We start from the raw sequence: 24,674 nt of genomic DNA on the forward strand, positions 1-24,674 counted from the left end.
AATAAGCTAATAACAAGCAATTAAAGTGCCAGACTAGGAATTATAAATAACTATCTTGGTGAATACGTACGAAGAGCTTAGTGCCTATTTTACTGTAATCAACTTTGTACTCTCTGCCATCAAGGGCTTGAATAAACAACAAACGTTTTTCTTCTGCAAATACATCTGGGCTTGATACATACACCATCTCTAAGTAGCGTTCTTTGGCTTCACGACGGTTTTTTGGCAGATCTTCTTTAAACGGCTCTAAACCGTTTTGAGTAACTTTAATTCGTGGATGGTTCTCACCATTCACAACCACTAAGTCGAGTTTTTTATCTTTATGTATAATTGTGTTTCGACCGCTTTTAATAAAAGAACGTTCTTGACTCATAGCCTTTTCCTACTACTTACTGCCACCTATAGCTTACTTTTTCAGTAAGCGAGTCTCTATAAACTCACTAGGATTCAGTTTCCAACGATTCAAATCAGCACTAAATTGCCAAATATCAACATCAAGTACATTGGCAGGCAATAATAAATCGTATCCTGTCAACTGCCTTAAATGCTGCGTACGATTGGCAAACATGGCAATCAATCCTTTGTAAAGCTGACCACTTGGGGCAGTGTAGTCCGTCTCTTCTATTAACCATTTTGATGGGCAATCACCATTTTTGCAATGTTTTTGAATAACTTGCATAAATAGATGACGCTGCTCTATTAGTAATCGTCCGGCAATTCTTGGGTGAATCTGTGTTAAAAATTCATCTATGTTATTGAGTTTAATACCAACTGCATTTAACTCAAGGTATTCTAAGCCCTGTTCCACTTTTGGTATACCACTATGATGAAAATTAGCATGATTTAGCTGCCAATTCCCAACTTTGTGATGATAAATAAGTAAATTCTGAGTAAATGTTAGGCTAAAGTATGGTTCTTGAGTTTTTAAAAAGCCAACAAAAATTGCCGCTATGCAGGTTGTGGCTATAAAAATCTCAACAATGCTAATTTCACCGGGCCTCAATAGGTTAACTAGCATAATAATGATTAACCCAATACCACCAACAATTAAAAACTCACTGCCATGGCGGGATGCTTGTGCGCGCACTCTAAGTGCAGGAGGTTTCTTATCCATAAACAGAAAAGTAAAAAATAAACATCACAATTGTGACCAAAACTATCTTTCTAAGCGTTAAACAATAATTACATTTTGGCTCTTTACCCATACTAAAACCTCTCTTTTAGTCACAATAAAGGAACAAACTAGCCGAACTTTTAACTTTTACGCCAAATGCACAAATTTATGAGATACCTGACATACGGGGCACGTACTAATTTTGTACACTACACTCAACTAATTTTCTGGTAACACGATGATGTATTCTACACAATCTGGTAAAGCACTTTTTCCTTTTATTATTACCCTTTTACTAGGGTTATGTATTTATTTGTATTTACCTTCAAGCCAAGGTGAGCAAAGCAACTTTGGCGACCGTGCAACTCAAGTGACAGCGCACACTGTTACAGCCGAAGAAAATGCTGTGCTAATAGAAGCAATTGGTAGTGCTCGTGCTAACCAAGCTATTTATATTCGCAGTGCACAAAGCGATTATGTTACCGATATCTTTTTCAATGATGGCGACTTAGTAAGTAAAGGTCAAAAACTGGTTCAATTGCAATCTCAAGAAGAAGAGTTAGCAGTGAAAGAGCTAAGCATTAATTTACGTGAAGAACGCCGTCAACTTGAACGCCTTACTGAGCTATCTCGCTCACAGGCTACGGCTAAATCGTTACTAGAAGAGCAGCTATCACGCGTAGACGCAACCGAAGCACAACTTGAAAGCGCTAAAACAAAACTTGCCGAAATGACGATTAAAGCACCCTTTTCTGGCTTACTTGGTAAGCGTGAAATTTCAATTGGTACTTATGTTAGCAATACTACAAACATCACCACCCTTGATGATATCAGCATCATTAAAGTCGACTTTAAAGTACCTGAAAAATACCTAGCGCAGTTACAGCTAGGAATGAAAGTGATGACACAAAACGATGCTTACCCAGATAAAACCTTTAACGGTAAAGTGACGCATATTAGCTCGCGTATCGATTCAGTCACTCGTAGCGTTGAAGTGACTGCAAGCTTTATCAATGAAAAAGGCCTTTTACGCCCAGGTATGCTGTTAAACACCGCACTAGAGTTAAGCTCAAACCAAGCGCTAATGGTGCCAGAAAAAGCCGTCATTCCTCAGCAAGACAAACACTACGTGTTCCAAATTGAAGATGGCGTTGCTAACAAAGTCGAAGTACATGTGGCGGGTCGTCACAATGGCTGGGTAGCTATTGATAAAGGCCTTGAAAATGGTCAGCAAGTAGTGACTGAAGGCATCATTAAGATCCGTACTGGCAGCAAAGTAAGTATCAAGGGCTAAACATGAAAATTACTGATACTAGCGTTAAACGCCCGGTCTTTGCGATCGTAATAAACCTGTTGTTACTTACCTTTGGTTTGGTGGCATTTTCTATGCTACCACTTCGCGAATACCCAGATATTGAAACACCGATTGTCAGCGTTAGCACTGATTACACAGGTGCCAGCGCAGAGATTATTGAAACGAAAATCACCCAAGTACTCGAAAACCGCATTTCGGGTATCGAAGGCATTAAAAGTATTAACTCATCAAGCCGAAATGGTCGCTCAAATATCACCATTGAGTTTAATATCAGCCGCGATATCGATGCCGCATCAAACGATGTACGCGAACGTGTAGCCCGTGCCCTTGATAGCTTACCTGAGCAAGTTCGCCCACCAGAGGTCTCTAAGTCAAATAGTGATGAAAGCCCAATTGCCTGGTTTGTACTAAACAGTACCACTATGGATTCATTGCAGTTATCTGATTATGCACAGCGCTTTATTGTTGACCGATTAGCCGTTGTTGATGGTGTCTCTAACGTACGCGTTGGTGGCGAGCGTAAATACGCAATGAAAATCTGGTTAAACCGTAAAGCGATGGCAGCACGCGGTATTACCAGTAGCGATATTGAAAACACCTTACGCACTGAAAACGTTGAATTACCTGCCGGTGAAATCGAATCTATCGACCGTGATTTTACAGTACGTACCGCGCGTAGTTATAAAGATCAGCGAGACTTTCGAAACCTAGTAATCAAACGTGGCGATGATGGCTATTTAGTACGTTTAGGTGAAGTGGCTGATGTTCACTTAGAAGCTGCTGACGACGAAAGCTTATTCCGTGGCAATGGCCGTAATATGATTGGTTTGGGTATTGTAAAACAAGCCAAAGCCAATACCCTAACGGTGGTTGATAATGCCCGCGCAGAGCTTGAAAAAATTAAGCGTAACCTGCCAGAAGGCACCACCATTCAAGACAGCTATGACTCATCAATTTTCATCAAAGAGTCTATTGATGAAGTGTATAGAACCCTTGGGATTTCAATGGCGCTAGTTGTCTTGGTTATTTACCTATTTTTAGGCAATATCCGCGCAACCCTAGTACCTGCTGTAACCGTACCAGTGGCGTTAGTAGGCAGCTTTATGTTCTTGCTCGCTATGGGTTACTCAATCAACTTGTTAACTCTTCTGGCACTCGTGCTTGCTATCGGTTTAGTGGTAGATGATGCGATTGTAATGCTTGAGAATATTCACCGCCGTATAGAACTGGGTGAACCACCACTGCTTGCTGCGTTTCGTGGTGCCCGTGAAGTTGGCTTTGCAATTATTGCCACTACCCTCGTATTGATTGCGGTGTTCGTACCGCTGGTGTTTATGGATGGCCGTATTGGTGCCCTATTCACAGAATTTGCGATGGCAGTAAGTGCCGCGGTGTTCTTTTCTAGTATTACGGCATTAACCCTTTCTCCGGCGCTTTGTTCTAAAGTATTAAAAGCTTCAGAAAAAGAAAGCAAGTTTAGCCAGTGGATGGATAGAACCTTTAACAAAATCGAAAATGCCTATCGTAACTCTCTGGCTTCAAATATGGGCCGTAAGTGGAGCTTACTACTGACTATGATTTTGGCTGGTGTTGCCAGCTTTATGCTGTTTCAGAAAGTGCCTTCAGAGCTTACGCCAAAAGAAGACCGCGGTACTTTCTTTATCATGATGAGTGGCCCTGAGGGCGCGAGTTATGAAAATAACGCTGCAAACATGGCAAAAATTGAAGAACGTTTAATGCCTTACTCTGAGTCTGGTGAATTGAGCCGAGTGCTTGTTCGTGTACCTGGATGGGGCGGCCAAGGTGGTGTTGCTATCATTGGTATGGCCGACTGGGATAAGCGTAAGCGCTCTACATGGGAAGTAATGGATGAAATCAGCGGTAAAATGACTGAAGTGACCGATGTTCGTGCGTTTGCCATTATGCGCCGTGGTATTGGTGGCGGTGGTTCATCTCGCCCGATTGAATTTGTACTGCAAGGTAACGATTACGACCAGCTAGCCGATTGGCGAGACCGTATTATTAAGCGTGCTGAGAAAAACCCAGGCTTGGTAAGAATCGATCATGATTACAAAGAAACATTCCCGCAGTTTTTAATCAACATTGATAAAAACAAAGCCGCTGATTTAGGGGTTTCTGTATCGGATGTGGGCCGCACACTCGAAACCATGTTAGGCCAACGCCGCGTAACAACATTTATCGATCGTGGTGAAGAATACGATGTGATTTTAAAAGGCACCAAAGAAGACTTTGCTAATCCGACTGATATCTCAAATATCTATTTAAAATCACGCAGTGGTGAATTAGTGCCGCTAGATAGCTTAATTAGCTTAAAAGAAGAAGCCACTGCATCGCGTTTAAACCGTTATAACCGTATGCGCGCAATTACGTTAAGTGCGAACTTAGCAGATGGTTATACCCTAGAAGAAGCGCTTAACTTCTTAAATCAAGTGGCAGCAGAAGAAAACGACATCGACGGTGCAATTGACTACAAGGGTGAATCGCAGCTGTTCTATGAAGGCGCATCTGCAATGACCTATGTATTCATACTAGCACTGACAGTCACCTTCTTAGTACTTGCAGCCCAGTTTGAAAGCTTTATTCACCCATTTGTGATCATGCTTACTGTGCCACTTGGTTTAGTGGGTGCGTTATTTGGCTTGTGGTACACCGGACTTACTCTAAATATTTACAGCCAAATTGGTATCGTAATGCTGATAGGTTTAAGTGCGAAAAACGGTATCTTGATTGTTGAGTTTGCAAACCAGCTGCGCGATAAAGGCGTTGAGTTTAACGAAGCGATTAGCCAAGCTGCGACACAACGTTTACGCCCAATTATTATGACCTCACTAACCACAGTGATGAGCTCGGTACCGCTAGTTCTTGCAAGTGGCCCAGGTGCAGAAAGTCGCATGGTAATTGGTGTGGTGGTATTTACAGGTGTTATTGTTGCAACCTTACTGACCTTATTCGTAGTACCTGCAGCATACAGCGCACTTGCTCGAAATACCCAGTCGCCTGAGTACTTGCAGAGCAAGTTAGAACAACAAGCAAAAGACAAGCCGTTAGAAGAAATTTAAACGAGCTTAAGCTTTAACAAAACGCCGTCTTTACGGCGTTTTGTTTTTTCGGCTATAGTCAGCAAAACGGTAAGGGAGTGAAATATGGATAACAACATACAAATCGCTACTTTTGGCGGCGGCTGCTTTTGGTGTATTGATGCTGCATTTAGACGTGTAAAAGGCGTGCTTAATGTCAGCTCTGGCTATGCCGGCGGTGAGATTGAAAACCCAAGTTATCAGCAAATTTGTACTGGCTTAACGGGTCACGCTGAAGTGGTTCAGCTCGATTTTGACAGCAGTATTGTAAGCTATAACACCCTACTTGAAATGTTCTTCACTTTACACGATGCCACACAGTTAAACCGCCAAGGTAATGATGTCGGCACCCAGTATCGAAGTGTTATTTACTATCATGATGAAAAGCAAAAAGCAGAATCTCAAGCCATGATTGATGCCTTACAAAAGCAAATTCGTGAGCCGATTGTCACCGAGCTTAGCCCGCTTACAAACTTTTACCCTGCAGAGCAGTACCATCAAGACTATTACAATGAAAACCCAAATCAAGGTTATTGCAGTATTCTGATTGCCCCTAAGCTTGCTAAGTTCGAACAGTATTACGCAGATAAACTAAAATGAAAAAAGCCCGCTAAGTAGGTAGCGAGCTTTTAGACGCAGAACTAATAATAACGCTGAGCTTGTTTTAACTTAAGACTAATGACATCAACGGGCAAATTAATGTCAATTACTAGCTATAAGTAAACAACTCAGCTGACTTTAAGAGTTATTAGAACTGATAGCGGGCACCTACAAACAGGCGACGCTCGGCCGTGTTGTAGTAATAAAATTCGTCGTTGATGTAATCACCATCTAGGTCTGTACCATAGGCGTCAACGGCGTTGTACTCTTTATCGAATAGGTTTTCTACACGTAGTGACACAGTTAAGTTGTCAGTTGCTTCGTAGTGACCTACTAAATTCCATAACGTATACGAAGGTAAGTGCGTTAACTTGCCATCACGGTCACCACGGTATTGCATATCGATACCGGCATCAAAATCCCCCCATGCTTTGTTTAATGACCAATTCACACTGTGATTTGACACATAGGTTAGTGACTGACCTGTCTCAGTATCTTCCGCTGAAAGATAGGTAAAGTTAAAGCTGTGATCAAAGCCAAACACTTGGTTTTTAAAGCTAAACTCAACACCTTCGTGGCGAGCTTCGTTTATATTGGTTGGGATCCACTGCCCTGATGCATTTGGTGCCCAAGCGATTTTGTTGTCGATTTCGCTGCGGAAAATCGCAATATCTAAGCTGATATCATTCACATTGAGTGATAAACCAAGCTCTTGGTTATCTGATGTTTCAGGATTTAACTCTGGGTTACCTGAGCCAGGGTAATATAGGTCATTAAATGTTGGAGATTTAAAACCCGTACTTTGACTTACGCGGAATGTCGCGATGTCATTTAAGTGATAACCAACAGCTGCGGTGTAAGTTGTTTCATCACCAAACTGCTGATCATCATCTTGGCGAACGGTTAGGTTTGCCAGCACGTGTTCGTCGTCATAATAAGCGCCAACAAACGCAGCGAATACTTCACGGCTATCTTTTAAGTAAGTACCTGAGTTAGTGTTCACTTCATCTTTATACCAATTCAAACCGCCACTAAGAGTCAGCGCTTGATTGAAAAAGTATTGGCCATTGTAATCGATTTGTTCACGCTCAGTTTCAAACTTATCAACCACCGTTGCGCCCGTGTAATCAATGCGTGAGTCATCTGAACTGTCACTTGATATAGCAATATCAATGGCATGGCTGTGTTTTTCGAAAGCCTTTTTCCAACCTAATGAAGCTTGGTAATTTTCGAACTCGCCTTTTTCTACAGTGCTCTCTGCAGGGCTATAAGCGCTGTCGTATTTTGCTTCGCCTTCTGAGTATTGTGCTTGTGCTAAAAACTCACCTAACTGCTCATTTTGATAACCTAGATTAAAGCCAAGGTTTTTGTTCTCGTAGCCGTCTTCATCTGGCGCTAAGCCTTGTAGGACATCAAACCCATCTGTTTTTTCATAACCGGCATTAACGGCAATATCAACACCCGCAAACTGACCACCTGTCGCTACTTGGTACTCTTGGTAAGAGTCTGAGCCAAAAGTAACATCTAAGGTCGTATTTTGTGCTTTACGCGTAATGATATTAATCACACCAGCTAGCGCATCAGAACCATATACAGCAGCACGTGAGCCTTTAATTACTTCAACACGCTCAATACTGTTTAAAGGAATATTGCTAATACTTTTGTAGCCAAGTGTTGCAGAGCCGGTGCGTACACCATCAATTAAAATTAGCGTATGACGAGAACTTGCACCACGTAATGACACACCTGAGCTTTGCCCAAAACCACCATTGGCATTAATTTGAAAGCCTGCCTGAGTGGCCAGTAAGCTTGGTAAGTCACGAACATAGCTTGCTTCAATATCAGCACGGTCTATAACAGTAACGCTGGCTAATACATCATTAATTGATTGTTCGAATTTATTGGCAGTAACTGTGATGTGCTCGATCGATTGCTCGTCAGCAGATACAGAAAAAGACAACGCAGCAGCAACCGCTACGCCTAACGCAGATTTATTTAGCATGATATCCCCTAGCCTGTGCCCACCGCACACGCGAATAGTAAGTTACTTCAAGGCCGGTCTCCGGACTCTGTAAATGCATGGCATATACATTACCGTTGCGGGGGCAGTGTTGGCATTGTTTTCTCCCTGAAAACGCACCGACTTCCCGATTATCTTGCGACTATTTCACCCTTTGAAATAAAACGTATCTGAAGATACAGCAAGCACCTCGAAAATAGGCCGTTATTGTGATGATTTTGGGGAAGAAAGTCAATGGACGGCTATACTGCCAAAATGAAATTTTAAGCTTTAAGCTGTAAGCCGAAAGTAAAAAAGCCAATCAGCATGGCTGATTGGCTTTTTAAAACAATGATTACCAGAAATACTCATGAGGTTTCGAGTTTCCTAACGGAAAAACAATTCCTTCTGGGTCAGCACCATTCAGCACAAGCTTACAAAGAGCTTTATTTAAACGTCTTCTTGGCTTGGTCATCGTCATTTTCACCCACCAACTTGGTGTTTGTTGGTAAAAATAAGTACTGTGTGGGCCTGTGTATTTTCTGTTTATTTTACCGTGTTTATTACGATCTATTGCTTTGTTTTTTACTGACATAAATATCCTCTAGCTGAAAATAGCTAGAAGATATCTTTTTCTCTGTAACCTAATATTTGTCTCAAAATACGCTCCTTGTAAAGTTCAGAAACTTGTAGGCTTATAGCTTAAAACTTACAGCTTAAAGCTAAAAACATAGAGTATTAATCGCGGAAGTTTTTGAACTGGAATGGTTGACCTAAATCAGCAGTACGAACAACTTGCATTGCTTCTTGTAAATCATCACGCTTTTTACCAGTTACACGTAATTCTTCACCTTGAATGGCAGCTTGTACTTTGATCTTTGAATCTTTGATTAGCTTAACGATTTTCTTCGCTACGTCTTTTTCGATACCTTGCTTAAGAGCAACGTCACGCATTACGTATTTACCGCTACGCGACTCATCTTTAAGCTCAAGGCTAGATACATCTAAGCCACGCTTTGAAATTTTCGCAGCAAGAATGTCAAAAAGTTGCATAACTTGTTGTGGTGCTTCTGCTTTTAACTTGATTACTTTGTCACTTAGTTCGATTGATGCATCAACACCACGAAAATCAAAACGCGTCTCCAGTTCACGCTTTGCATTATCTACTGCATTCTGCGCTTCGTTCATTTCTACTTCAGAAACAATATCAAATGAAGGCATGGGGTTCTCCTAACATAGTCTTTTTTAAATTCATTTATGGTTGGCAATTATAACGCTTATTTGTCGATTCTTTCTATTTTTATCCGACTTGTTCAGGTGCGATGCAAAAATTGTTTGATATACTGGCCATTCAATTTCGGCATTTTTTAGGGTTTATTGTGACAAGGCGTGTTTACCAAGTTATCTTTTTAGCCAGTATTATTGGCTTTACAATTTTATTTGCCAAAGAAATTAAAGGGGTGAGCAACCTCTTTCCACACGTTGATAAGGTAGCGCATTTTGGTATTTTCTTTGTACTGGCCATGGTGATGGATAAAGCCTTTAAATTGCCACTTATGGTGCAAATTTTACTGTTAGCCGGATATGGTGCAGCCATAGAGTTTATGCAAGATATGCTGCCTTATCGTCAAGCTTCGGTTGGGGATTTTGTCGCTGATTTTATCGGTGCAGTTAGCTACTTTATCATTAAACTTGGTTTTCATTTAGGTAGTAAGCAACGTAATGGCTAACATTTTAATTGTTGGCGACGGTGCAATTGGCCTATTGTTTAGTCATTTTTTATCAGCACAACATGACATTACATTGCTGACCCGTAAGCCAACCCTGACCACGCGTTTTTATCAAACGAGTAATGGTAAATCACACCCAATTAAAGCTCGCCTTATTCACCACAAAGAGCTAAGTCAATCGGACCCCTTTGACTTGGTGTTAATAACAGTAAAAGCATTTCAGGTGCAAACTGCCTTTGAACAAGTAAAACCTTACCTCAGTAAAACATGCCAAATCGTTCTTTCTCACAATGGCATGGGGAATGTTGATGAACTGAATGCTCAGCTTTTAAAAACGCAAGGTTTAGCTTTTTTAACAACGCGTTTAGCTGCTTTTAAAACAACGCCTTATAGTGTGAGCCATACAGGTAATGGTGAAAGCGTGTTAGGTGCATGTAATGCAGCTGCAAGCGAAAACCTCGGTGAACTTAAGCAGCAGTTTAGTTACTTACCACACTTTTCTGTGAGCGATGATATTCACTCATTGCGATGGCAAAAACTGTTAGTGAATATTGCTATTAACCCGTTAACAGCGATTCATAACGTAAAAAATGGCCAGCTACGTGCACCGCAATTTAGCACGCGCATTATTAATTTACTTAATGAAGCGTGCCTAGTCGCCAATAAACAAGGGGTTAAAGTAAAACTCAGCGAGGCGCTGGATCAAGCCTATTCTGTGATGACAGCCACCGCTGAAAACTTTTCTTCTATGCAGCAAGACATCAGCCATAATCGAGAATCTGAAATTGATGCAATTTGTGGTTATGTGTGCGAGCAAGGCGCTAAGTTAGGGGTAAAAACTCCCTATAATCAGGCCATGCTGAGCATGATAAAAATAAAAAGTTAATTAGCTGCTAGTTACTAGGGGAAAGAGTAAAAAGTTAAGCTACAAGGGGAAAGGAGAAAGAGTAAAGTTACTAGCTTCTCGTTTCTCGTAATTATTTCAGACATTAAAAAAGCGCGAACATGTCGCGCTTTTATTAGCATCCCTTACGGGCGATACACTTTTACGTTGCTAAAGCCTTCTTCGTGCAAGATCAGCGCTTGAAGCTGACTCATCACACCTTTAGCGCAGTATAAGTAATATTCTTTATCTTTTGGTAAGTCACCAAATTTAGTCGCTAAGCGGAAGAAAGGTAAATGCACAACTTCAATACCTTCAAGCTCTAGTGGGTTTGCATCTTCTTCATCAGGTGAGCGAATATCAACAACAACCGCCCCTTCAGGTAAATCAGATACAGACTCAGCTTCTTTCACTTCTTCTTTTGCTTCGGTGTCGATATCACGAATATCCATCACACGCGCATTTTCAACAACTGTATTTAGCACGTCGAAGTCAAACTTAGCTTCTTCAGCAAGAATAGTTTTGATTTTAGCTTTAACTGTTGGCTTTTTAGAAATTACGCCACAGTATTCAGGCATGCTTTCTGCCATCTCAGCCGTGCCGATTTGACGCGCAATATTGATTATATCTTGCTTGTCGTGTTGGATTAACGGGCGAATGATTAAAGTTTCTGTCACACGGTCAATCACACTCAAATTAGCCAATGTTTGGCTTGATACCTGACCAATACTTTCGCCAGTTACTAGTGCTTGTACACCTAGTTTTTCTGCAACTTGGCTACCGGCACGCATCATCATTCGCTTAAGCACAACACCCATTTGGCTGTTTTCAACGTTCTCTAAGATTTCTGCTACAACAGGTTCAAAATCAACAGTAACAAACTTCACTTTATGAGTAGAGCTGAACTGTTTCCAGATATAATAACTCGCCTGCTTAACACCGATTTCGTGCGCAGCACCACCTAAGTTAAAGAACAAGAAGTGAGTACGTGCACCTTTACGGATCATTTGATAGCTGGCAACACCAGAGTCAAAACCACCCGACATAAGCGACAATACATCTTCTTGTGTTGGCAGCGGGAAGCCCGCCATACCTAAGTGAGTTTGAGTAACAATGTATGCTTTATCATCACGTACTTCTAAGCGAACAGTCACTTCAGGGTGAGATAACTTAACGCGCGCACCTTCAACATGCTGGTTTAAACCACCACCTACGTAGCGCTCTACATCGCTCGATGTGAAATCATGCTTACCAGAACGTTTACAACGCACACAGAAGGTTTTGCCCGCAATCGTATGGCCGATTAGTTCAAGTGCTTTTTGGTAAATATCGTCGATTGAGTCGAAGTCTGTTTCTGTTACTTCAATAAACTGTACGATACCTGGAATGCGTTTTAAGCCATCGATAATATCTAAGCGAACTTGCTCAGATTCTAGCAAGCTAACAACAGAGATATTGTCCCAGTTGTTTCTTACCTGAACTTTTTCGTCAACACGACGCAAAACGATCTTAATGTTATTTTCTAATAACTTGGTAAAACGCTTACGAACAGATTTACTCTTGATCGCGATTTCAGGGTGTAATTTGACGATAAATTTAAGCATAGTTCACTCTTAGACTGTGGATTTCACACGCCCTAAGGTATAGCAACCTCAAGGGCGCGCGATTATAACAAAAATTATAGCGTCTAGGAAATAAACTGCTTTGCGGGATTATTGTTCGCTTTGCTCTGTTTCAGCAAGGGCCAAATACTTGGCTCTTAATTGGTTAACTTGCTCTAGATGTTGCTCGGTGCAATGAGCTTTTAATAGCAGTAATACTTTTAAAATACCGTTATAAATATCAGCTCTGGCAAGTTCACCACTTAAGCGGCGAGCTTTGATGTAAGGCGTCCAAAAGCTTACGGTCATTTTAAGCATATGCGCAAGCTCTGTAACATCTTCGTCTTCAATGCAAATAACACCGCCTTCACGTAATGCAAACAGTACATCTTTAACTTGCTCTAAAAGCTCAGCTTGAAACGCAATGTAGCCTTTTTTCAGCTCTTCATCACGAGATAAAATATCGCCTAAGTTGTCGTAGAAAAACTGAAAGCGCCACATGAGTTCAAACAGTGAATCTAGGTAGCCCGCCAGGTTTTCTAGCGCATCATCGTCTGGAGTCAGTGGCTTAAAGTGAGTGTGTAGATGGTCGCTATACAAAGCAAAAATGTGACGAATAATATCTTCTTTATTTTTAAAGTGATAATACAAGTTACCTGGGCTTATCCCCATATGCGAAGCGATATGGTTGGTTGTTATGGCACGCTCACCGTGGCGATTAAATAATTCGATGCTGGTGTGTATGATTTTGTCCTTTGTGCTCATAGCCTATTTACTCTGTTTTTTTATGATTATTACGGTCCCCAGCCGAGCAGTATAAACAAATGCGCGACAATTAAATACTACCTTGAAAAATATTAACCTCAATCGGCTTAGTACCTTATATAGGTGAAGGTTCCTAATCCGATACGCGTATTTTCTAAGCTGCATAGTCGAGAAAACACTGTTAATATAGCAGGCAAATTTATAAATCGCTGATAGTTATGAACGTTACTGCAATCTATCCGGGCACTTTCGACCCACTTACAAATGGCCATACAGACTTAATTCATCGCGCGGCAAAAATGTTCGATAAAGTAATTGTTGCCATTGCGCATAACCCAAGTAAGCAACCCTGCTTTACTCTTGATGAGCGCGTTGAGCTTGCTAATAAAATTTTGGCGCATCTTGATAATGTGAGTGTAATTGGTTTTTCAGGCTTATTAGCTGATTTAGCTCGGGACCATAAAGCCGAAGTGCTTATTCGTGGTATTCGTGCGGTGTCTGACTTCGACTATGAATTTCAGTTAGCGAATATGAATCGTCGCCTGAATCCAGATCTAGAAAGTGTATTTTTAACACCGGCAGAAAAAAATTCATTTATTTCATCGACTCTCGTCAAAGAAGTCGCACGCCACAATGGCGATGTGAGCGAGTTTGTTGACCCTATTGTAGCTAAAGCCTTACAGGATAAAATTCACGGATGAAATTAAAAAAGTTCATTAGCTTAACTGCATTACTAATGATCTCTGCACCAAGTGTTGCTGGGCCATGGATAGAAAGTGACGACCCGTTACTTCGCGCTTCAATCGAAATGCTATTTAACCAAGGCATTATTAAACAGCCTATTAATAGCTACCCATTAATGTGGCAAGGTATCGCACGCGACCTAGACGTTGCCAATACAAGCCAACTAGATGAGCAAAGCTTATTTGCCTACCAGCATGTTAAGCATGCCCTTGATAATGCTAAACAAAAAAGCAGCTCAGGTATTCGCCTAAACTACAACAGCGAACCTCTCGCTCAGCAAGGGTTTGGTAAACGCCACCAGCAAGAAAGCGGTATAAATAGTTATGGTTCAATCACAGGAAAGCGTGTTAGCGCTAAAGTGAGTGTAAATTATGCCGATGACGCCCTTGATAAGCAGCATGTTACTTACCAAGATAGCTATTTAGCCGTACTCCTGGGTAATTGGTCACTTAGTGCGGAGCAAGTTAGTCATTGGTGGGGGCCAAGTAACGATAACGCCCTACTACTATCAAATAATGCGGCGCCAATGAAAGGCGTGCGCTTTACCAGAGCAAATACCCAATATGTCGGCCCAAGTTGGTTATCATTTATCGGTAACTGGCAGTTAACGGGTATTTACGCCAAACAAAAGCCATATCTAAATAGCTCAGATGACGGTGACTTTTGGGCGCTCCGATTTGCAAGTACCCCATTAACAGGCCTTGAAATTGCAATTAATAGTGCTGGCTCTGATTATTTAACTAGCCTCGAAATTGATCCTGTTACACTCGAAAGCAGTGAATCAACACACCGTTTAACGAGCTTAGATGTTAAGTACTCAACCACTTTAGCGGCGCAACCTGTGGCATTTTATGCTGAAGTAATGGGTCGAAATGAAAGTGGCTTAGCTCCAAGTGAGCCATTTTATACGCTAGGCGTAGAAAGCTATTTTGGCTCGAAAGAGAGCCTATTAAAAAGCTACTTTGAATACTCAAATACAGAGCAAAGCTGTGATCAAATTAGCGATTGCGTATATGGCTCTGGCAGCTATACACAACGCTCGCGCTTAATTGGCAGCTCAACACCACTACAAAGTAAATCGGCTATCCTTGGCGCCTATTACCACACTCTAAATGGTTATGGTGGCCATGCTAAGCTTCGTTGGATTGAAAGCGAAACCACACATGCTGAGCTCGCATCAGAGATGAGTCAGCTGCAGTTAGAACTCGGTTATCAGCAATCTGTGTTTAACGGCCTGTGGAAAGTGACAGGGCTTATTTCAAAGGATGAAATTGGTGATGAGTCAGAAACAAAAACAGCCCTTAGAACCAGCTGGGAATACCGTTTCTAACTAATTGAGGTCAAGCTGGTTCAGCTTGGCCTCGAACTTTCCTGTATAGCTTCACAAGCCCTAAAAAGTCTTTATTACTGAAAAGTGCGATGAGCATCATGATATCCATCAGGTTCACTGTGATACTGTAGACATCCCAAAACCACCAGCTTCCTGTATAGGCGTAGTTAATATCGAAATACATGCCTAAAAACAGTGATGAGTTAACTAAAAGCCCTGTGTATATATAAAGTTTAGCAGGAGCCTGAGTAAGACTTCGCTTTCGAGCAATTAACCACACAATGAGTAGTATTGTTAAATCAGATAGCGCCCAAATAACATAAGCAAAGCTTGAATCTAAGATATCGTAGCCAAGCGCCACATTAAGTAATGGAGCGCTCATCATGTAGGAGATAAACAGTGCAAGTGAGATCCACATTACTGTTTTGTCACCATTTGGCGCTGATGATTTCTTTACCATGTTATAAAGAAACGACATCAAGAAACCCCACATGATAAATGCTGCGAGGTATACTCCAAAATTGTCTTGGATTAGTTTAAGCATGAAGTAAGTCTTAAAATTCAGATACTCTTAAAATACGGCGAGTTTCATTAAGCGTTAGTAAGGTGCTCTGATTTATCTAAAAATGACGGTCTAATTTTATATTTCATATAACTGCAAAATTTATGAAATAGTAAAAAGTCGCGATTTGTAATCAATGCAATGAGCATCATTATATCAATGGTATTTACTCCAAACGAATAGATACTCCAGAGTGCCCAAGGTGTTCTGTTTTCGGTAACTACAATATCTATAAATATGCAAATCATCAAAATTGCGTTTAAAAACAATCCCAAGACTATGTAGTAGATCGCATTAAAAGCGCCTATTTTTGCATAGTAAGTCCACGCTAAAATTGTTGTTATGGTTAGCAGGTCGAAATAAAACCAGTTTAGATAGCTATAGATAGATAAGTTAAAAATACCACTTAGAAAGTATGAAATCATCATTATAAACGCCAAGATAACCAAGCGTTTATCAGGTTTATTAATGTGGGTCACTAAACTAAAAAGAAAAACCATCAAGAACCCCCATTCAATGAAGGATCCTATCAAACTTCCAACAACATCACTTATATACATGGCTTTTAATATTAAGCTAACTTATGGTTATTTGCAGAAGACAATACAAGGCTTTTTAGTTTGTTCAATAGTAGGAAGTCACGATCAACAATTAGAGCAATGATCATTGTAAAATCAACAATATTAACCCCAATCGAATATACATCCCATAAAATCCAATGAGTTGTGTTCTGGTAGACTTCAACGTCTACATAAACAGAAAGGAACAAGATTGTATTGATTATCAAGCCAGCAATGAGATAAATAAATGAAGGTGTAGTGCGTCTTACAAAATAGAAAGAAATAGCCAAAAATGTAAGTGTTGCTAGATCATACAGTGCCCAATCTAGAAAAGTGGTAGCGGTGTAAGTTATCCAATTAAAAAAGTAATCTCCAGCTAAGTAGGAGAACATCATTATGAATGAGCTTATGAGCAACGTGGTTTTTCTTTTATTTTCATCTATACAATAAACAAAAATATTAAAAAAAAATGCCATTAAAAATCCCCATGCACTCATTGCAGATAGGGAAAAAAAACCTAGTTGCTCAATAAAAGACATTCAGTACCTATTGCTCTTTCTTACTAGGCGGGAGCATTGCACCACCACCACGTTGGATTTCAGCCCCGCCGGATAAAGCCAAGGCTTCACTCGATAAAGTTACTGTATCAGATTGCAGGGTTTTATTACTAGTAGTTTGTTCCAAAGCAGGCTTTGTTTGTTGCATTTGGCTGTAAGCTTGCATTTGCAATTGGCTATTGTTTGAAACTTGCATAAGTTAATTCCTTTAAGTTAATTGTTTTTTCAGTACAGCTTACAATAGCTTGCAAGCTGAGTTAAGCGTTCTCATTTTTTTGACGCTTTTTTATACTTCATCGCGACGTTGCCACCGCGCTGATAATAAAAGCAATTAACGATCCAACTTTTATAAGTTTTGATCTTTTTGATCATAAAAGTCAGTAAATCTAAATTTCAGGCATAAAAAAACGCACAGGGGTAACCGTGCGTTTTTCTCATCCAGGGAATTTAAGCCACGTGTTTACACGGGATCACCGCGCTATTACTTGGCTTTAAAATATATTCCATTGCCACTTCATCGCAGTTATCTTTACGAAGGCAAAGCTCACAATCTTTGATCACTTTTTCTGGCAAACTGTCTTTGCTACAAAAGCTGAAACCTTGGCTTGCAAAAAATTCTGGCACTCTTGTCAGGACAATTACCCGACTAAGCGCCAAGCTTTTGGCTTTTTTTAGCAAATGTTCAACAAGTTGACGCCCCTGCCCGGCAATTCGTGATTCGGGGTCCACCCCGAGCGAGCGAATTTCAGCAAGGCCAGTGTCGTAAATATACAGCGAAGCACAGCCAGCAACTTGGTTTTCAACTTCTGTGACAGCAAACTCATTAATTGAGTGAATCATGTCGCTCTTAGCGCGTGGTAGGTTTTCACCTACCGTAGCCCAATGCTGAATAAGCTTAGCGATGGACTCAACATCATTTAAGGTTGCGTCACGTACCGCTATTTGCTGTTTTTTTTTGCGTATTTGATGGCACTTGTTACTTGCTCAAGAGAGGTGCCACCCTGTGCTTGCCTAGCTTTAATACAGGCGTCTATTTCTAATACAGGATATACATCTGATTCGAAAATGCTATGCACAGACTTAAATTGCTCTAAACTTAAATCTTCTAAGTTATTCCCTTGTGCAATAGCTATTTGCACAAGCGTACCAACAATGTGGTGACCTTCTCTAAATGGAATACCTTTAGCCACTAAATAGTCAGCAAGTTCAGTCGCATTTGAGTGGCCGCCTTTTGCAGCAGCTAATGTTTTATCTGCATTAACTTTAATACCTTTGATACACGCTTGCGCCATATGAATACATGCCAGCCAAGTTGGCATAGCATCAAATAAGCCTTCTTTGTCCTCTTGCATATCTTTATTGTAAGCAAGTGGTAGCGCTTTAAGTGTCATCATCATGGCACTGAATGCGCCAAAAACACGGCCTGTTTTACCACGGATTAATTCAAGTGCATCTGGGTTTTTCTTTTGCGGCATTAGTGAAGAGCCTGATGTTACCCCATCAGAAAGCTCAATAAAGCCTGCTTCACCCGAGTTATAGAAAATTAAATCTTCGGCCATGCGTGATAAGTGGATCATCGAAATCGATGCACAGCTTAATAGCTCAACTACAAAATCACGATCTGATACAGCATCAAGGCTATTGCGTGTGGCACCGGTAAAACCTAACCCTTCGGCAAGAGTTTGCCTATCAATCGGGTACGCAGTTCCTGCCAATGCACCGCTACCAAGTGGGCAATAATTCATACGATTTTTGGCATCGGTTAAGCGGCTTTCATCACGCTCAAGCATTTCAACATAGGCCATACACCAATGACTAAATAGCACAGGTTGTGCGCGCTGTAAGTGTGTGTAACCAGGTAAAATAGTGCCAAGCTCACGCTCAGCTAAGGCAATAAATTCACCTTTAAGCTCTGCGATTGCTTCAAGAATATGCTCAGCTGTATCACGACACCACAAGCGGAAATCTGTTGCAACTTGGTCATTACGACTACGACCAGTGTGTAACTTTTTAGCAAGGTCACCCACTTTATCAATCAGTGCTGATTCAACATAAGAATGAATATCTTCATGCCCTGCTACAGCTACTGCTTGTGGGTTCGCTTTAACTTCATCTAACAGCTTATTAAGTGCTGCAACTAGGTCATCGTATTCTTGCTGGTTTAAAACGTTTACTTGTTTTAACGCCCCCGCCCAAGCAACTGAACCAATAATGTCTTGCTCTGCAAGTTGATAATCAAAAGGAAGTGAATCGTTGAATTGTTTAAACGCTTCATCTGGACCCGTAGAAAAACGTCCGCCCCATAGTGCCATTGAACTGTCTCCAAATTCGGCTATTGCCCTGCTATTGCAGGGCAATAATTAAATTACTTTTTCGTTAGTGCTGAGATTCTGCTAGAAAGCGAGAATAAACGAATGAAGCCTTCTGCATGTGATTGGTCATATACATCATCTTCGCCGAAGGTTGCGAAATCTTCGCTGTATAAGCTATTCGGTGATTTTTTCTGTACCGCCGTGACTTGGCCTTTATAAAGCTTAAGCACTACTTCACCCGTTGCTAACTTAGACAGTGATTCAGCACCTGCAAGAATCGAGTCTTTTAATGGCGTAAACCAACGACCGTCATAGACTAAGTGAGAGAACTCGCCACCAAGTACTTCTTTCCACTTACGGCTTGATTTATCTAGCACTAGCTCGTCAATAGCTTGAAGAGCAGCCATAATCACAGTGCCCCCTGGTGTTTCATAACAGCCACGCGACTTCATACCCACTAAACGGTTTTCTACGATATCAACACGACCCACACCATGCGGCGCAGCAATGTCGTTTAATTTAACTAGGCAGTCATATGGTTTTAGTGATTCACCATTTACAGCAACCACTTCACCTTCAACAACGTTTAATGTTACATATTCTGCTTCATTGGGTGCTTGCTCTGGCGAGTTAGTCCAAGTCCATACTTGATCACTTGGTTGGCACCATGGATCTTCAAGCTCACCACCTTCGTGAGAAATATGCCAAGCATTCGCATCACGGCTATAAATTTTTGTTGCTGATGCAGAACACGGAATATTACGCTCAGCTAAGTAATCAAGTAATGACTCACGGCTTGATAAGTCCCACTCACGCCATGGTGCAATCACTTTTAGATCTGGTGCAAGGGCTGCGAAACATGACTCAAAACGTACTTGGTCGTTACCTTTACCAGTACAACCATGTGAAAGCGCATCAGCACCTACTTTACGGGCAATTTCAACCTGCGCTTTAGCAATGATTGGACGCGCCATAGATGTACCTAGTAAATAAGTGCCTTCGTAAATAGAACCCGTTTTTAAAGTTGGGTAAATATAGTCACTGACCATTTCGTCTTTTAAGTCAACGATATGACATTCCGATGCACCTGAAGCAATGGCTTTTTCTTCAACGCCTTCAAGCTCTTCTGCACCTTGGCCAACATCAGCAACAAACGCGATTACTTCACAGCCGTAGTTTTCTTTTAACCATGGCACGATTGCCGATGTATCAAGACCACCAGAATAGGCTAGTACGACTTTTTTAATTGAACTCATTGGTGTTCCTTAAACAAAATTTGGATTTAATAATGTGACAAGTAGAGCATTTTGCGCGTGCATACGATTCTCTGCTTGTTGAATAATTTTTGATGCTGGGCCATCCATTACCTCAGAGGTAATTTCAAACTCACGATGCGCTGGCTGACAATGCAGTACAGTTTGCGCACCGGTTTTCTCTAGTAGGGCTTGGTTAAGCTGATAAGGCATATATTTAGCTTTAACCTGCTCAAGCGGTGTTTTATCACCCATTGAAACCCAGGTATCAGCATAGACTGCATTTGCGCCAACTGCCGCCTCAATTCTGTCACTCACCATGACAGAGGCACCATTCATTGCTGCAATTTGCTCTGCTTGCTTAAGAATTTGCGAATCTGGCGAGCTACCTTTAGGACAAACTGCAACAAAATCAGTACCTAAAGTGGCTGCTAATAGCATTAGAGAGTGTGTGACGTTGTTACCTTCACCTAAGTAAGCAAGCTTTAGTTTGCTAACATCGCCATGGACTTCTTGCAGCGTTAAAAAGTCAGCAAGCGCTTGGCACGGGTGATATAAGTCACATAAGCTATTAACAACAGGCACCGATGAATATTCAGCAAGCGTGGTCAGTGTTTTGTGTGCATTCACGCGAGCAACAATGCCATCTGCCCAAGTTGAGATATTAAGAGCAAAGTCTTTAACTGATTCACGAGCGCCCATAGCACCATTTTGTGAATCTAAATAAACTGCGTGACCACCCAGTTTATTAATACCAATATCAAATGATAAACGAGTACGTAAACTTGGCTTTTCAAACAATGTAACCACTGATTTGCCCGCTAATGCTTGGCTGAAGTCTGTTGGGTTTGCTTTAATTTTTTGCGCTAAGTTTAGTAATTTAAGTGCGCCCTTTTGGTCTAATTCAAGACCATTTAAGAAATTCTTTAACATGAAATACCTATGGTGTAATTTTCGTTCCTACATGTTCGCCTTTTAATAAAGCGACTAAGTTCTCTGGCTTCAGCCAGCTTGAGATATACACACCACGTCGTAAATGTTGGGCAGCAAGAAGGCTGGTCTTTACTTTGACCTCCATCCCGCCCTGAATGACTCCTTCAAGGATAAGTGTTTCGATTTGCTGCGTATTAAGTTGATGTAGAGGCTGCTTATTGGCATCAAGCACAGCTTCTACGTCTGTCATAAAAATAAGTTCTGCATTAAGCTCTTTAGCGATAGCCGCTGCAGCTTCATCTGCATTGACGTTGTACCATTGGCCATCTTCTCCAAAGCCAATAGAGCTCACTAGGGGTAAACGACCTTGTTCAAGCATGCTAGCTAGCACGCTGTCACAACTACCTGAGCACTGACCTACTTGCGCCAATACTTTAAGTTTTTCAGATACCAGTACACCCGCTTCATAAAGGCTTAAACCCACAGGTTTGTGGCCAGCGCTGATTGCTTGGCTCATCAATTGTTTATTGGCACAACCGGCAAGAGCACCAACAATATATGGCATTTGCTCATTTGGGCTAATACGTAAGCCTTGATGTTTTGCAGTTACAAAGCCGGCGTCTTTAAGCCAAGCATCAACCAAGGCTCCACCACCATGAACAATCACAAAGTTATCTTGTTGCTCAGAGGCTAAAACATCAAAAAGCGCTTTTGCGGCATCTGCGCTATTTAACACAGCACCACCGACTTTAATGATCCAAGTTTTCATTACAGCGCTCCTACTAAGCCAGTATGGTGAGGCTCACCCATGGCTAAATTAATGCACTGTAATGCTTGCCCAGCTGCACCTTTTAGAAGGTTATCAATCGCTGATATAACGATGAGTTGCTCACCTTTTTGTTGCCATGCAATATCAACAAATGGTTGCTTAGCCACGCCTTTAATGCTTGGAATTTTATTGCCAAGTAAACGAATTAACGGCTCGTTTGCTAATACTTGATAAGCCGCATTCACTTGCTCTGCAGTTACGCCTGGTTTTAATTGCACATAAATAGTTTCTAAAATTCCACGGGGGAAGTTACCCAAATGTGGCGTGAATAGCACAGGGTGACCAAGGTGCTGCTCAATCTCAGGTGTGTGCCTGTGGTTAAACAAGCCATAAGGAGCAAGTGACACTTCGCAAAAGTGCGTGTTAACACTGGCTTTTCTGCCAGCGCCTGTAACACCTGACACCGCATTAACAATAATGGCTTGATCAGCTAATAAACCCGCTTCTTTAAGTGGTTTTAAAGAATTAAGTGCTGCGGTTGGGTAACAACCCGCTACAGCTACAAGGTTCGCTTTACTAATCGCATCGCCATTCCATTCAGCTAAACCATATGCTGCTTGCTCTAAAAGATCAGGGTGTTCATGTACGAAACCGTAATAAGTCAGGTAATCCTCATTCCCAGCTAAACGGAAACCACCAGATAGGTCGAATACTTTTTTACCCATGGCTAAAAATTGCGGCGCAAGATCAACACTGACCTTGTGATCTGTACACAGGCATACATAGTCAGCATTGCTTTCGATATCTTTGTACGCTTCAGAAGTTAGAGGTTGTAGTGGGTACTCTAACAATCCAAGGTGCTCAGGGTATAAATCGCTTAATAATTTACCTTTATCTAAACTCCCTTCAGACACATAACATGCTTGTAGGGTCAGTTTTGGGTGCTTAGCAACTAAACTTGCTAGCTCTGCGCCGCTATAACCACTTGCGCCAATAATCACTACATTCATTGCTTACTTTTACCTATTAAATCTATTTATCGATACGCCTAAAATTACTCGCTCAATTGCGAATAAAAACACTGTCTAAAGTAATCAAATCAGGTTATCGTCGTTTCGTGTTCATCGTACAGCTTTACTAATATTTATGCTTAAAAAGTGAATTGATATTCATCATAAATACTTTTATATTGTTATGCAATTAGATTGAATAATTATTTTTGGATTTTTTTATGTCGCTACCCTCTTTTATATCTATGTATCAGCAGCTGATTGCTGCCCCTTCAATTAGTGCGATTGAAGATTCTTTGTGCATGAGCAATAAAGGGGTTATTACCTTGCTCGCAGACTGGTGTGAAAGCCTTGGTTTTACATGTGAAATCACAGAGCTTGAAAACGGTAAAGGCCGTTACAACTTATTAGCGAAACGCGGTGAAGGAGATGGCGGTTTAATGCTTGCAGGTCATACTGATACTGTGCCATTTGATGATAGCCGCTGGAACTACGATCCGTTTAAACTCAGCGAGCATGACAATAAACTTTATGGTTTAGGTAGTATTGATATGAAGGGCTTTTTTGCCTTTGTATTGCAAGCAATTAGTGAGCTCGATGCTACAAAGCAAACAGAGCCACTTTTAATTTTAGCCACAGCCGATGAAGAAACCACAATGGCGGGTGCACAACAAATTTGCCGCCACCCAGACTTAAAACCAGCGCGCTGCATCATTGGTGAGCCAACTGATATGACACCGGTATTTACTCATAAAGGTCATATGAGTACAGCCATTCGAGTAATTGGTCGCTCAGGCCATAGCTCTGATCCTGAACGTGGTTTAAACGCCATCGAAGTCATGCATAAAATGATTACAAAGTTGTTAATCATCAAAGAAGAATTAAAGAATAAATATTCAGTTGAGCACTTTGAAATTCCGTACCCTACTTTAAACCTTGGCCATATCCATGGTGGCGATAATGCCAACCGCATTTGTGGTTGTTGTGAAATGCACATTGATATGCGGCCTTTACCTGGTTTAAGTGTGCAAGAACTACAAGCGATTTTGCTAACAGCCGCAGAAGAGATTAATGCCCAATACCCAAATGCAGTGAGCGTTATCGACATGCATGAACCTATCCCAGCATTTAGTGGTAGCACTGATACAGCACTTGTAAAGCTGGCCGAAAAAGTCTCAGGTCAACCAGCTGTCGCTGTAAACTATTGTACAGAAGCTCCTTTCATTCAACAGCTTGGCTGTGAAACCATCGTCATGGGGCCCGGCTCAATTAACCAAGCCCACCAGCCAGATGAGTTTTTGGCGATGGAAAAAATTAAACCATCACAAGCGATTATCAGTGACATGATTAAAGCAAGTTGCTTTAGTAATATACCCAAACCACCTCAAGATGCGAGTTTCAGTTGGAATTAAAAGCGATTTAGACAAGGCATTGATTGCAAGTAATAGTGGTTCTATTTTTAAAATCAATAACGCAGTATAAATCGCTTTTAAACCAACCCTTCGGGCGCTTCACAGGCACTTACTCTCATCGTTGTTA

22 protein-coding genes, 1 pseudogene and 1 riboswitch are annotated in these 24,674 nt (G+C 41.2%); of the genes and pseudogenes, 8 read left to right on the forward strand and 15 right to left on the reverse strand.

Annotation, left to right across the window (positions count from 1 at the left end; genetic code table 11):
* Positions 1-40 precede the first annotated feature (40 nt).
* Both AN394_RS11275 and AN394_RS11280 read right to left on the reverse strand, forming a co-directional pair.
* On the reverse strand, positions 41-373 hold the full coding sequence (locus AN394_RS11275; RefSeq protein ID WP_054560926.1) for a hypothetical protein: 333 nt from the start codon (positions 371-373) through the stop codon (positions 41-43).
* Positions 374-406: 33 nt separating this feature from the next.
* Positions 407-1,114, reverse strand: coding sequence for a DUF2982 domain-containing protein (locus AN394_RS11280; protein ID WP_055021552.1), 708 nt, complete (start codon positions 1,112-1,114; stop codon positions 407-409).
* A gap of 241 nt (positions 1,115-1,355) precedes the next feature.
* Here AN394_RS11280 and AN394_RS11285 point away from each other — a divergent pair, with 241 nt between their 5' ends.
* From AN394_RS11285 to msrA, 3 genes are all read left to right on the forward strand, one after another.
* Positions 1,356-2,408 (forward strand): efflux RND transporter periplasmic adaptor subunit, encoded by a 1,053-nt coding sequence (locus AN394_RS11285; protein WP_054561193.1) that lies wholly within the window; start codon positions 1,356-1,358, stop codon positions 2,406-2,408.
* 2 nt (positions 2,409-2,410) lie between these two features.
* Positions 2,411-5,509, forward strand: a complete 3,099-nt coding sequence (locus AN394_RS11290) for an efflux RND transporter permease subunit (protein ID WP_055021553.1) — start codon at positions 2,411-2,413, stop codon at positions 5,507-5,509.
* An 84-nt stretch (positions 5,510-5,593) separates the two neighbouring features.
* Positions 5,594-6,127 carry a peptide-methionine (S)-S-oxide reductase MsrA gene (gene msrA, locus AN394_RS11295; RefSeq protein WP_054560929.1) on the forward strand — a complete coding sequence of 178 codons (534 nt, stop codon included), beginning with the start codon at positions 5,594-5,596 and terminating at the stop codon, positions 6,125-6,127.
* A gap of 148 nt (positions 6,128-6,275) precedes the next feature.
* Here the strand turns inward: msrA and AN394_RS11300 are convergent, their stop codons facing one another.
* The 3 genes from AN394_RS11300 to AN394_RS11310 all read right to left on the reverse strand — a co-directional run bounded on the left by AN394_RS11300 (position 6,276) and on the right by AN394_RS11310 (position 9,347).
* Positions 6,276-8,129, reverse strand: coding sequence for a TonB-dependent receptor domain-containing protein (locus AN394_RS11300; protein WP_055021554.1), 1,854 nt, complete (start codon positions 8,127-8,129; stop codon positions 6,276-6,278).
* A gap of 33 nt (positions 8,130-8,162) precedes the next feature.
* Positions 8,163-8,317, reverse strand: a riboswitch (cobalamin riboswitch).
* Positions 8,318-8,481: 164 nt separating this feature from the next.
* The gene (locus AN394_RS11305) at positions 8,482-8,721 is read right to left on the reverse strand and encodes a hypothetical protein (protein WP_054551105.1); all 240 of its coding nucleotides are present in this window, start codon (positions 8,719-8,721) and stop codon (positions 8,482-8,484) included.
* Positions 8,722-8,864: 143 nt separating this feature from the next.
* Positions 8,865-9,347 carry a YajQ family cyclic di-GMP-binding protein gene (locus AN394_RS11310; RefSeq protein ID WP_054551104.1) on the reverse strand — a complete coding sequence of 161 codons (483 nt, stop codon included), beginning with the start codon at positions 9,345-9,347 and terminating at the stop codon, positions 8,865-8,867.
* Between the two features lie 158 nt (positions 9,348-9,505).
* Here AN394_RS11310 and AN394_RS11315 point away from each other — a divergent pair, with 158 nt between their 5' ends.
* Both AN394_RS11315 and AN394_RS11320 read left to right on the forward strand, forming a co-directional pair.
* Entirely contained in the window at positions 9,506-9,856 is a 351-nt protein-coding gene (locus AN394_RS11315) for a VanZ family protein (RefSeq protein WP_055021578.1), read from the forward strand.
* On the forward strand, positions 9,849-10,742 hold the full coding sequence (locus AN394_RS11320) for a ketopantoate reductase family protein (RefSeq protein ID WP_055021555.1): 894 nt from the start codon (positions 9,849-9,851) through the stop codon (positions 10,740-10,742). The genes AN394_RS11315 and AN394_RS11320 overlap by 8 nt, the downstream gene beginning before the upstream one ends.
* A gap of 143 nt (positions 10,743-10,885) precedes the next feature.
* Here AN394_RS11320 and thiI read toward each other — a convergent pair whose 3' ends face one another.
* Together thiI and AN394_RS11330 are read right to left on the reverse strand one after the other, a co-directional pair.
* Positions 10,886-12,343, reverse strand: a complete 1,458-nt coding sequence (gene thiI, locus AN394_RS11325; protein WP_054560932.1) for a tRNA uracil 4-sulfurtransferase ThiI — start codon at positions 12,341-12,343, stop codon at positions 10,886-10,888.
* 108 nt (positions 12,344-12,451) lie between these two features.
* The gene (locus tag AN394_RS11330) at positions 12,452-13,105 is read right to left on the reverse strand and encodes a TetR/AcrR family transcriptional regulator (RefSeq protein WP_054560933.1); all 654 of its coding nucleotides are present in this window, start codon (positions 13,103-13,105) and stop codon (positions 12,452-12,454) included.
* A gap of 218 nt (positions 13,106-13,323) precedes the next feature.
* Between AN394_RS11330 and coaD the strand changes: the two genes are divergently transcribed.
* Together coaD and AN394_RS11340 are read left to right on the forward strand one after the other, a co-directional pair.
* A complete protein-coding gene (coaD, locus tag AN394_RS11335) occupies positions 13,324-13,806 on the forward strand; it encodes a pantetheine-phosphate adenylyltransferase (protein ID WP_054551099.1) in 483 nt (160 codons plus the stop codon).
* On the forward strand, positions 13,803-15,179 hold the full coding sequence (locus tag AN394_RS11340; RefSeq protein WP_055021556.1) for a capsule assembly Wzi family protein: 1,377 nt from the start codon (positions 13,803-13,805) through the stop codon (positions 15,177-15,179). The genes coaD and AN394_RS11340 overlap by 4 nt, the downstream gene beginning before the upstream one ends.
* A 10-nt stretch (positions 15,180-15,189) precedes the next feature.
* Here the strand turns inward: AN394_RS11340 and AN394_RS11345 are convergent, their stop codons facing one another.
* The 8 genes and pseudogenes from AN394_RS11345 to argC form a co-directional block, all read right to left on the reverse strand.
* Complete coding sequence (locus AN394_RS11345; RefSeq protein WP_055021557.1) at positions 15,190-15,723, reverse strand: hypothetical protein; 534 nt, start codon at positions 15,721-15,723, stop codon at positions 15,190-15,192.
* 589 nt (positions 15,724-16,312) lie between these two features.
* Positions 16,313-16,840: a hypothetical protein gene (locus AN394_RS11355; protein WP_055021559.1), complete on the reverse strand. Its 528-nt coding sequence runs from the start codon at positions 16,838-16,840 to the stop codon at positions 16,313-16,315.
* A 7-nt stretch (positions 16,841-16,847) separates the two neighbouring features.
* The gene (locus AN394_RS11360) at positions 16,848-17,054 is read right to left on the reverse strand and encodes a hypothetical protein (RefSeq protein WP_055021560.1); all 207 of its coding nucleotides are present in this window, start codon (positions 17,052-17,054) and stop codon (positions 16,848-16,850) included.
* Positions 17,055-17,305: 251 nt separating this feature from the next.
* Positions 17,306-19,170: pseudogene (argH, locus tag AN394_RS11370) on the reverse strand (argininosuccinate lyase).
* Between the two features lie 53 nt (positions 19,171-19,223).
* Positions 19,224-20,426 carry an argininosuccinate synthase gene (locus tag AN394_RS11375; RefSeq protein WP_054551091.1) on the reverse strand — a complete coding sequence of 401 codons (1,203 nt, stop codon included), beginning with the start codon at positions 20,424-20,426 and terminating at the stop codon, positions 19,224-19,226.
* Positions 20,427-20,435: 9 nt separating this feature from the next.
* Positions 20,436-21,356: an ornithine carbamoyltransferase gene (locus AN394_RS11380; protein ID WP_054560941.1), complete on the reverse strand. Its 921-nt coding sequence runs from the start codon at positions 21,354-21,356 to the stop codon at positions 20,436-20,438.
* Positions 21,357-21,363: 7 nt separating this feature from the next.
* Positions 21,364-22,125, reverse strand: a complete 762-nt coding sequence (gene argB, locus AN394_RS11385; protein ID WP_055021562.1) for an acetylglutamate kinase — start codon at positions 22,123-22,125, stop codon at positions 21,364-21,366.
* Positions 22,125-23,135 carry an N-acetyl-gamma-glutamyl-phosphate reductase gene (gene argC, locus AN394_RS11390; protein ID WP_055021563.1) on the reverse strand — a complete coding sequence of 337 codons (1,011 nt, stop codon included), beginning with the start codon at positions 23,133-23,135 and terminating at the stop codon, positions 22,125-22,127. Before argC ends, argB begins: the two co-directional genes overlap by 1 nt.
* A 221-nt stretch (positions 23,136-23,356) precedes the next feature.
* On the opposite strand from argC, the gene argE reads away from it, so the two are divergent.
* Positions 23,357-24,547, forward strand: coding sequence for an acetylornithine deacetylase (gene argE, locus AN394_RS11395; RefSeq protein WP_055021564.1), 1,191 nt, complete (start codon positions 23,357-23,359; stop codon positions 24,545-24,547).
* Positions 24,548-24,674 lie beyond the last annotated feature (127 nt).

Origin of the sequence: Pseudoalteromonas sp. P1-26 (genome assembly GCF_001401795.1) — a bacterium.
In the GTDB taxonomy this organism is placed as follows: domain Bacteria; phylum Pseudomonadota; class Gammaproteobacteria; order Enterobacterales; family Alteromonadaceae; genus Pseudoalteromonas.

What these genes read in the sequence shown, in the direction of transcription:
- AN394_RS11275 (WP_054560926.1), bottom strand. Translation starts at nt 373, where the DNA reads ATGAGTCAAGAACGTTCTTTTATTAAAAGCGGTCGAAACACAATTATA.
- AN394_RS11280 (WP_055021552.1), bottom strand. Translation starts at nt 1,114, where the DNA reads ATGGATAAGAAACCTCCTGCACTTAGAGTGCGCGCACAAGCATCCCGC.
- AN394_RS11285 (WP_054561193.1), top strand. Translation starts at nt 1,356, where the DNA reads ATGTATTCTACACAATCTGGTAAAGCACTTTTTCCTTTTATTATTACC.
- AN394_RS11290 (WP_055021553.1), top strand. Translation starts at nt 2,411, where the DNA reads ATGAAAATTACTGATACTAGCGTTAAACGCCCGGTCTTTGCGATCGTA.
- msrA (WP_054560929.1), top strand. Translation starts at nt 5,594, where the DNA reads ATGGATAACAACATACAAATCGCTACTTTTGGCGGCGGCTGCTTTTGG.
- AN394_RS11300 (WP_055021554.1), bottom strand. Translation starts at nt 8,129, where the DNA reads ATGCTAAATAAATCTGCGTTAGGCGTAGCGGTTGCTGCTGCGTTGTCT.
- AN394_RS11305 (WP_054551105.1), bottom strand. Translation starts at nt 8,721, where the DNA reads ATGTCAGTAAAAAACAAAGCAATAGATCGTAATAAACACGGTAAAATA.
- AN394_RS11310 (WP_054551104.1), bottom strand. Translation starts at nt 9,347, where the DNA reads ATGCCTTCATTTGATATTGTTTCTGAAGTAGAAATGAACGAAGCGCAG.
- AN394_RS11320 (WP_055021555.1), top strand. Translation starts at nt 9,849, where the DNA reads ATGGCTAACATTTTAATTGTTGGCGACGGTGCAATTGGCCTATTGTTT.
- thiI (WP_054560932.1), bottom strand. Translation starts at nt 12,343, where the DNA reads ATGCTTAAATTTATCGTCAAATTACACCCTGAAATCGCGATCAAGAGT.
- AN394_RS11330 (WP_054560933.1), bottom strand. Translation starts at nt 13,105, where the DNA reads ATGAGCACAAAGGACAAAATCATACACACCAGCATCGAATTATTTAAT.
- coaD (WP_054551099.1), top strand. Translation starts at nt 13,324, where the DNA reads ATGAACGTTACTGCAATCTATCCGGGCACTTTCGACCCACTTACAAAT.
- AN394_RS11340 (WP_055021556.1), top strand. Translation starts at nt 13,803, where the DNA reads ATGAAATTAAAAAAGTTCATTAGCTTAACTGCATTACTAATGATCTCT.
- AN394_RS11345 (WP_055021557.1), bottom strand. Translation starts at nt 15,723, where the DNA reads ATGCTTAAACTAATCCAAGACAATTTTGGAGTATACCTCGCAGCATTT.
- AN394_RS11355 (WP_055021559.1), bottom strand. Translation starts at nt 16,840, where the DNA reads ATGTCTTTTATTGAGCAACTAGGTTTTTTTTCCCTATCTGCAATGAGT.
- AN394_RS11360 (WP_055021560.1), bottom strand. Translation starts at nt 17,054, where the DNA reads ATGCAAGTTTCAAACAATAGCCAATTGCAAATGCAAGCTTACAGCCAA.
- AN394_RS11375 (WP_054551091.1), bottom strand. Translation starts at nt 20,426, where the DNA reads ATGAGTTCAATTAAAAAAGTCGTACTAGCCTATTCTGGTGGTCTTGAT.
- AN394_RS11380 (WP_054560941.1), bottom strand. Translation starts at nt 21,356, where the DNA reads ATGTTAAAGAATTTCTTAAATGGTCTTGAATTAGACCAAAAGGGCGCA.
- argB (WP_055021562.1), bottom strand. Translation starts at nt 22,125, where the DNA reads ATGAAAACTTGGATCATTAAAGTCGGTGGTGCTGTGTTAAATAGCGCA.
- argC (WP_055021563.1), bottom strand. Translation starts at nt 23,135, where the DNA reads ATGAATGTAGTGATTATTGGCGCAAGTGGTTATAGCGGCGCAGAGCTA.
- argE (WP_055021564.1), top strand. Translation starts at nt 23,357, where the DNA reads ATGTCGCTACCCTCTTTTATATCTATGTATCAGCAGCTGATTGCTGCC.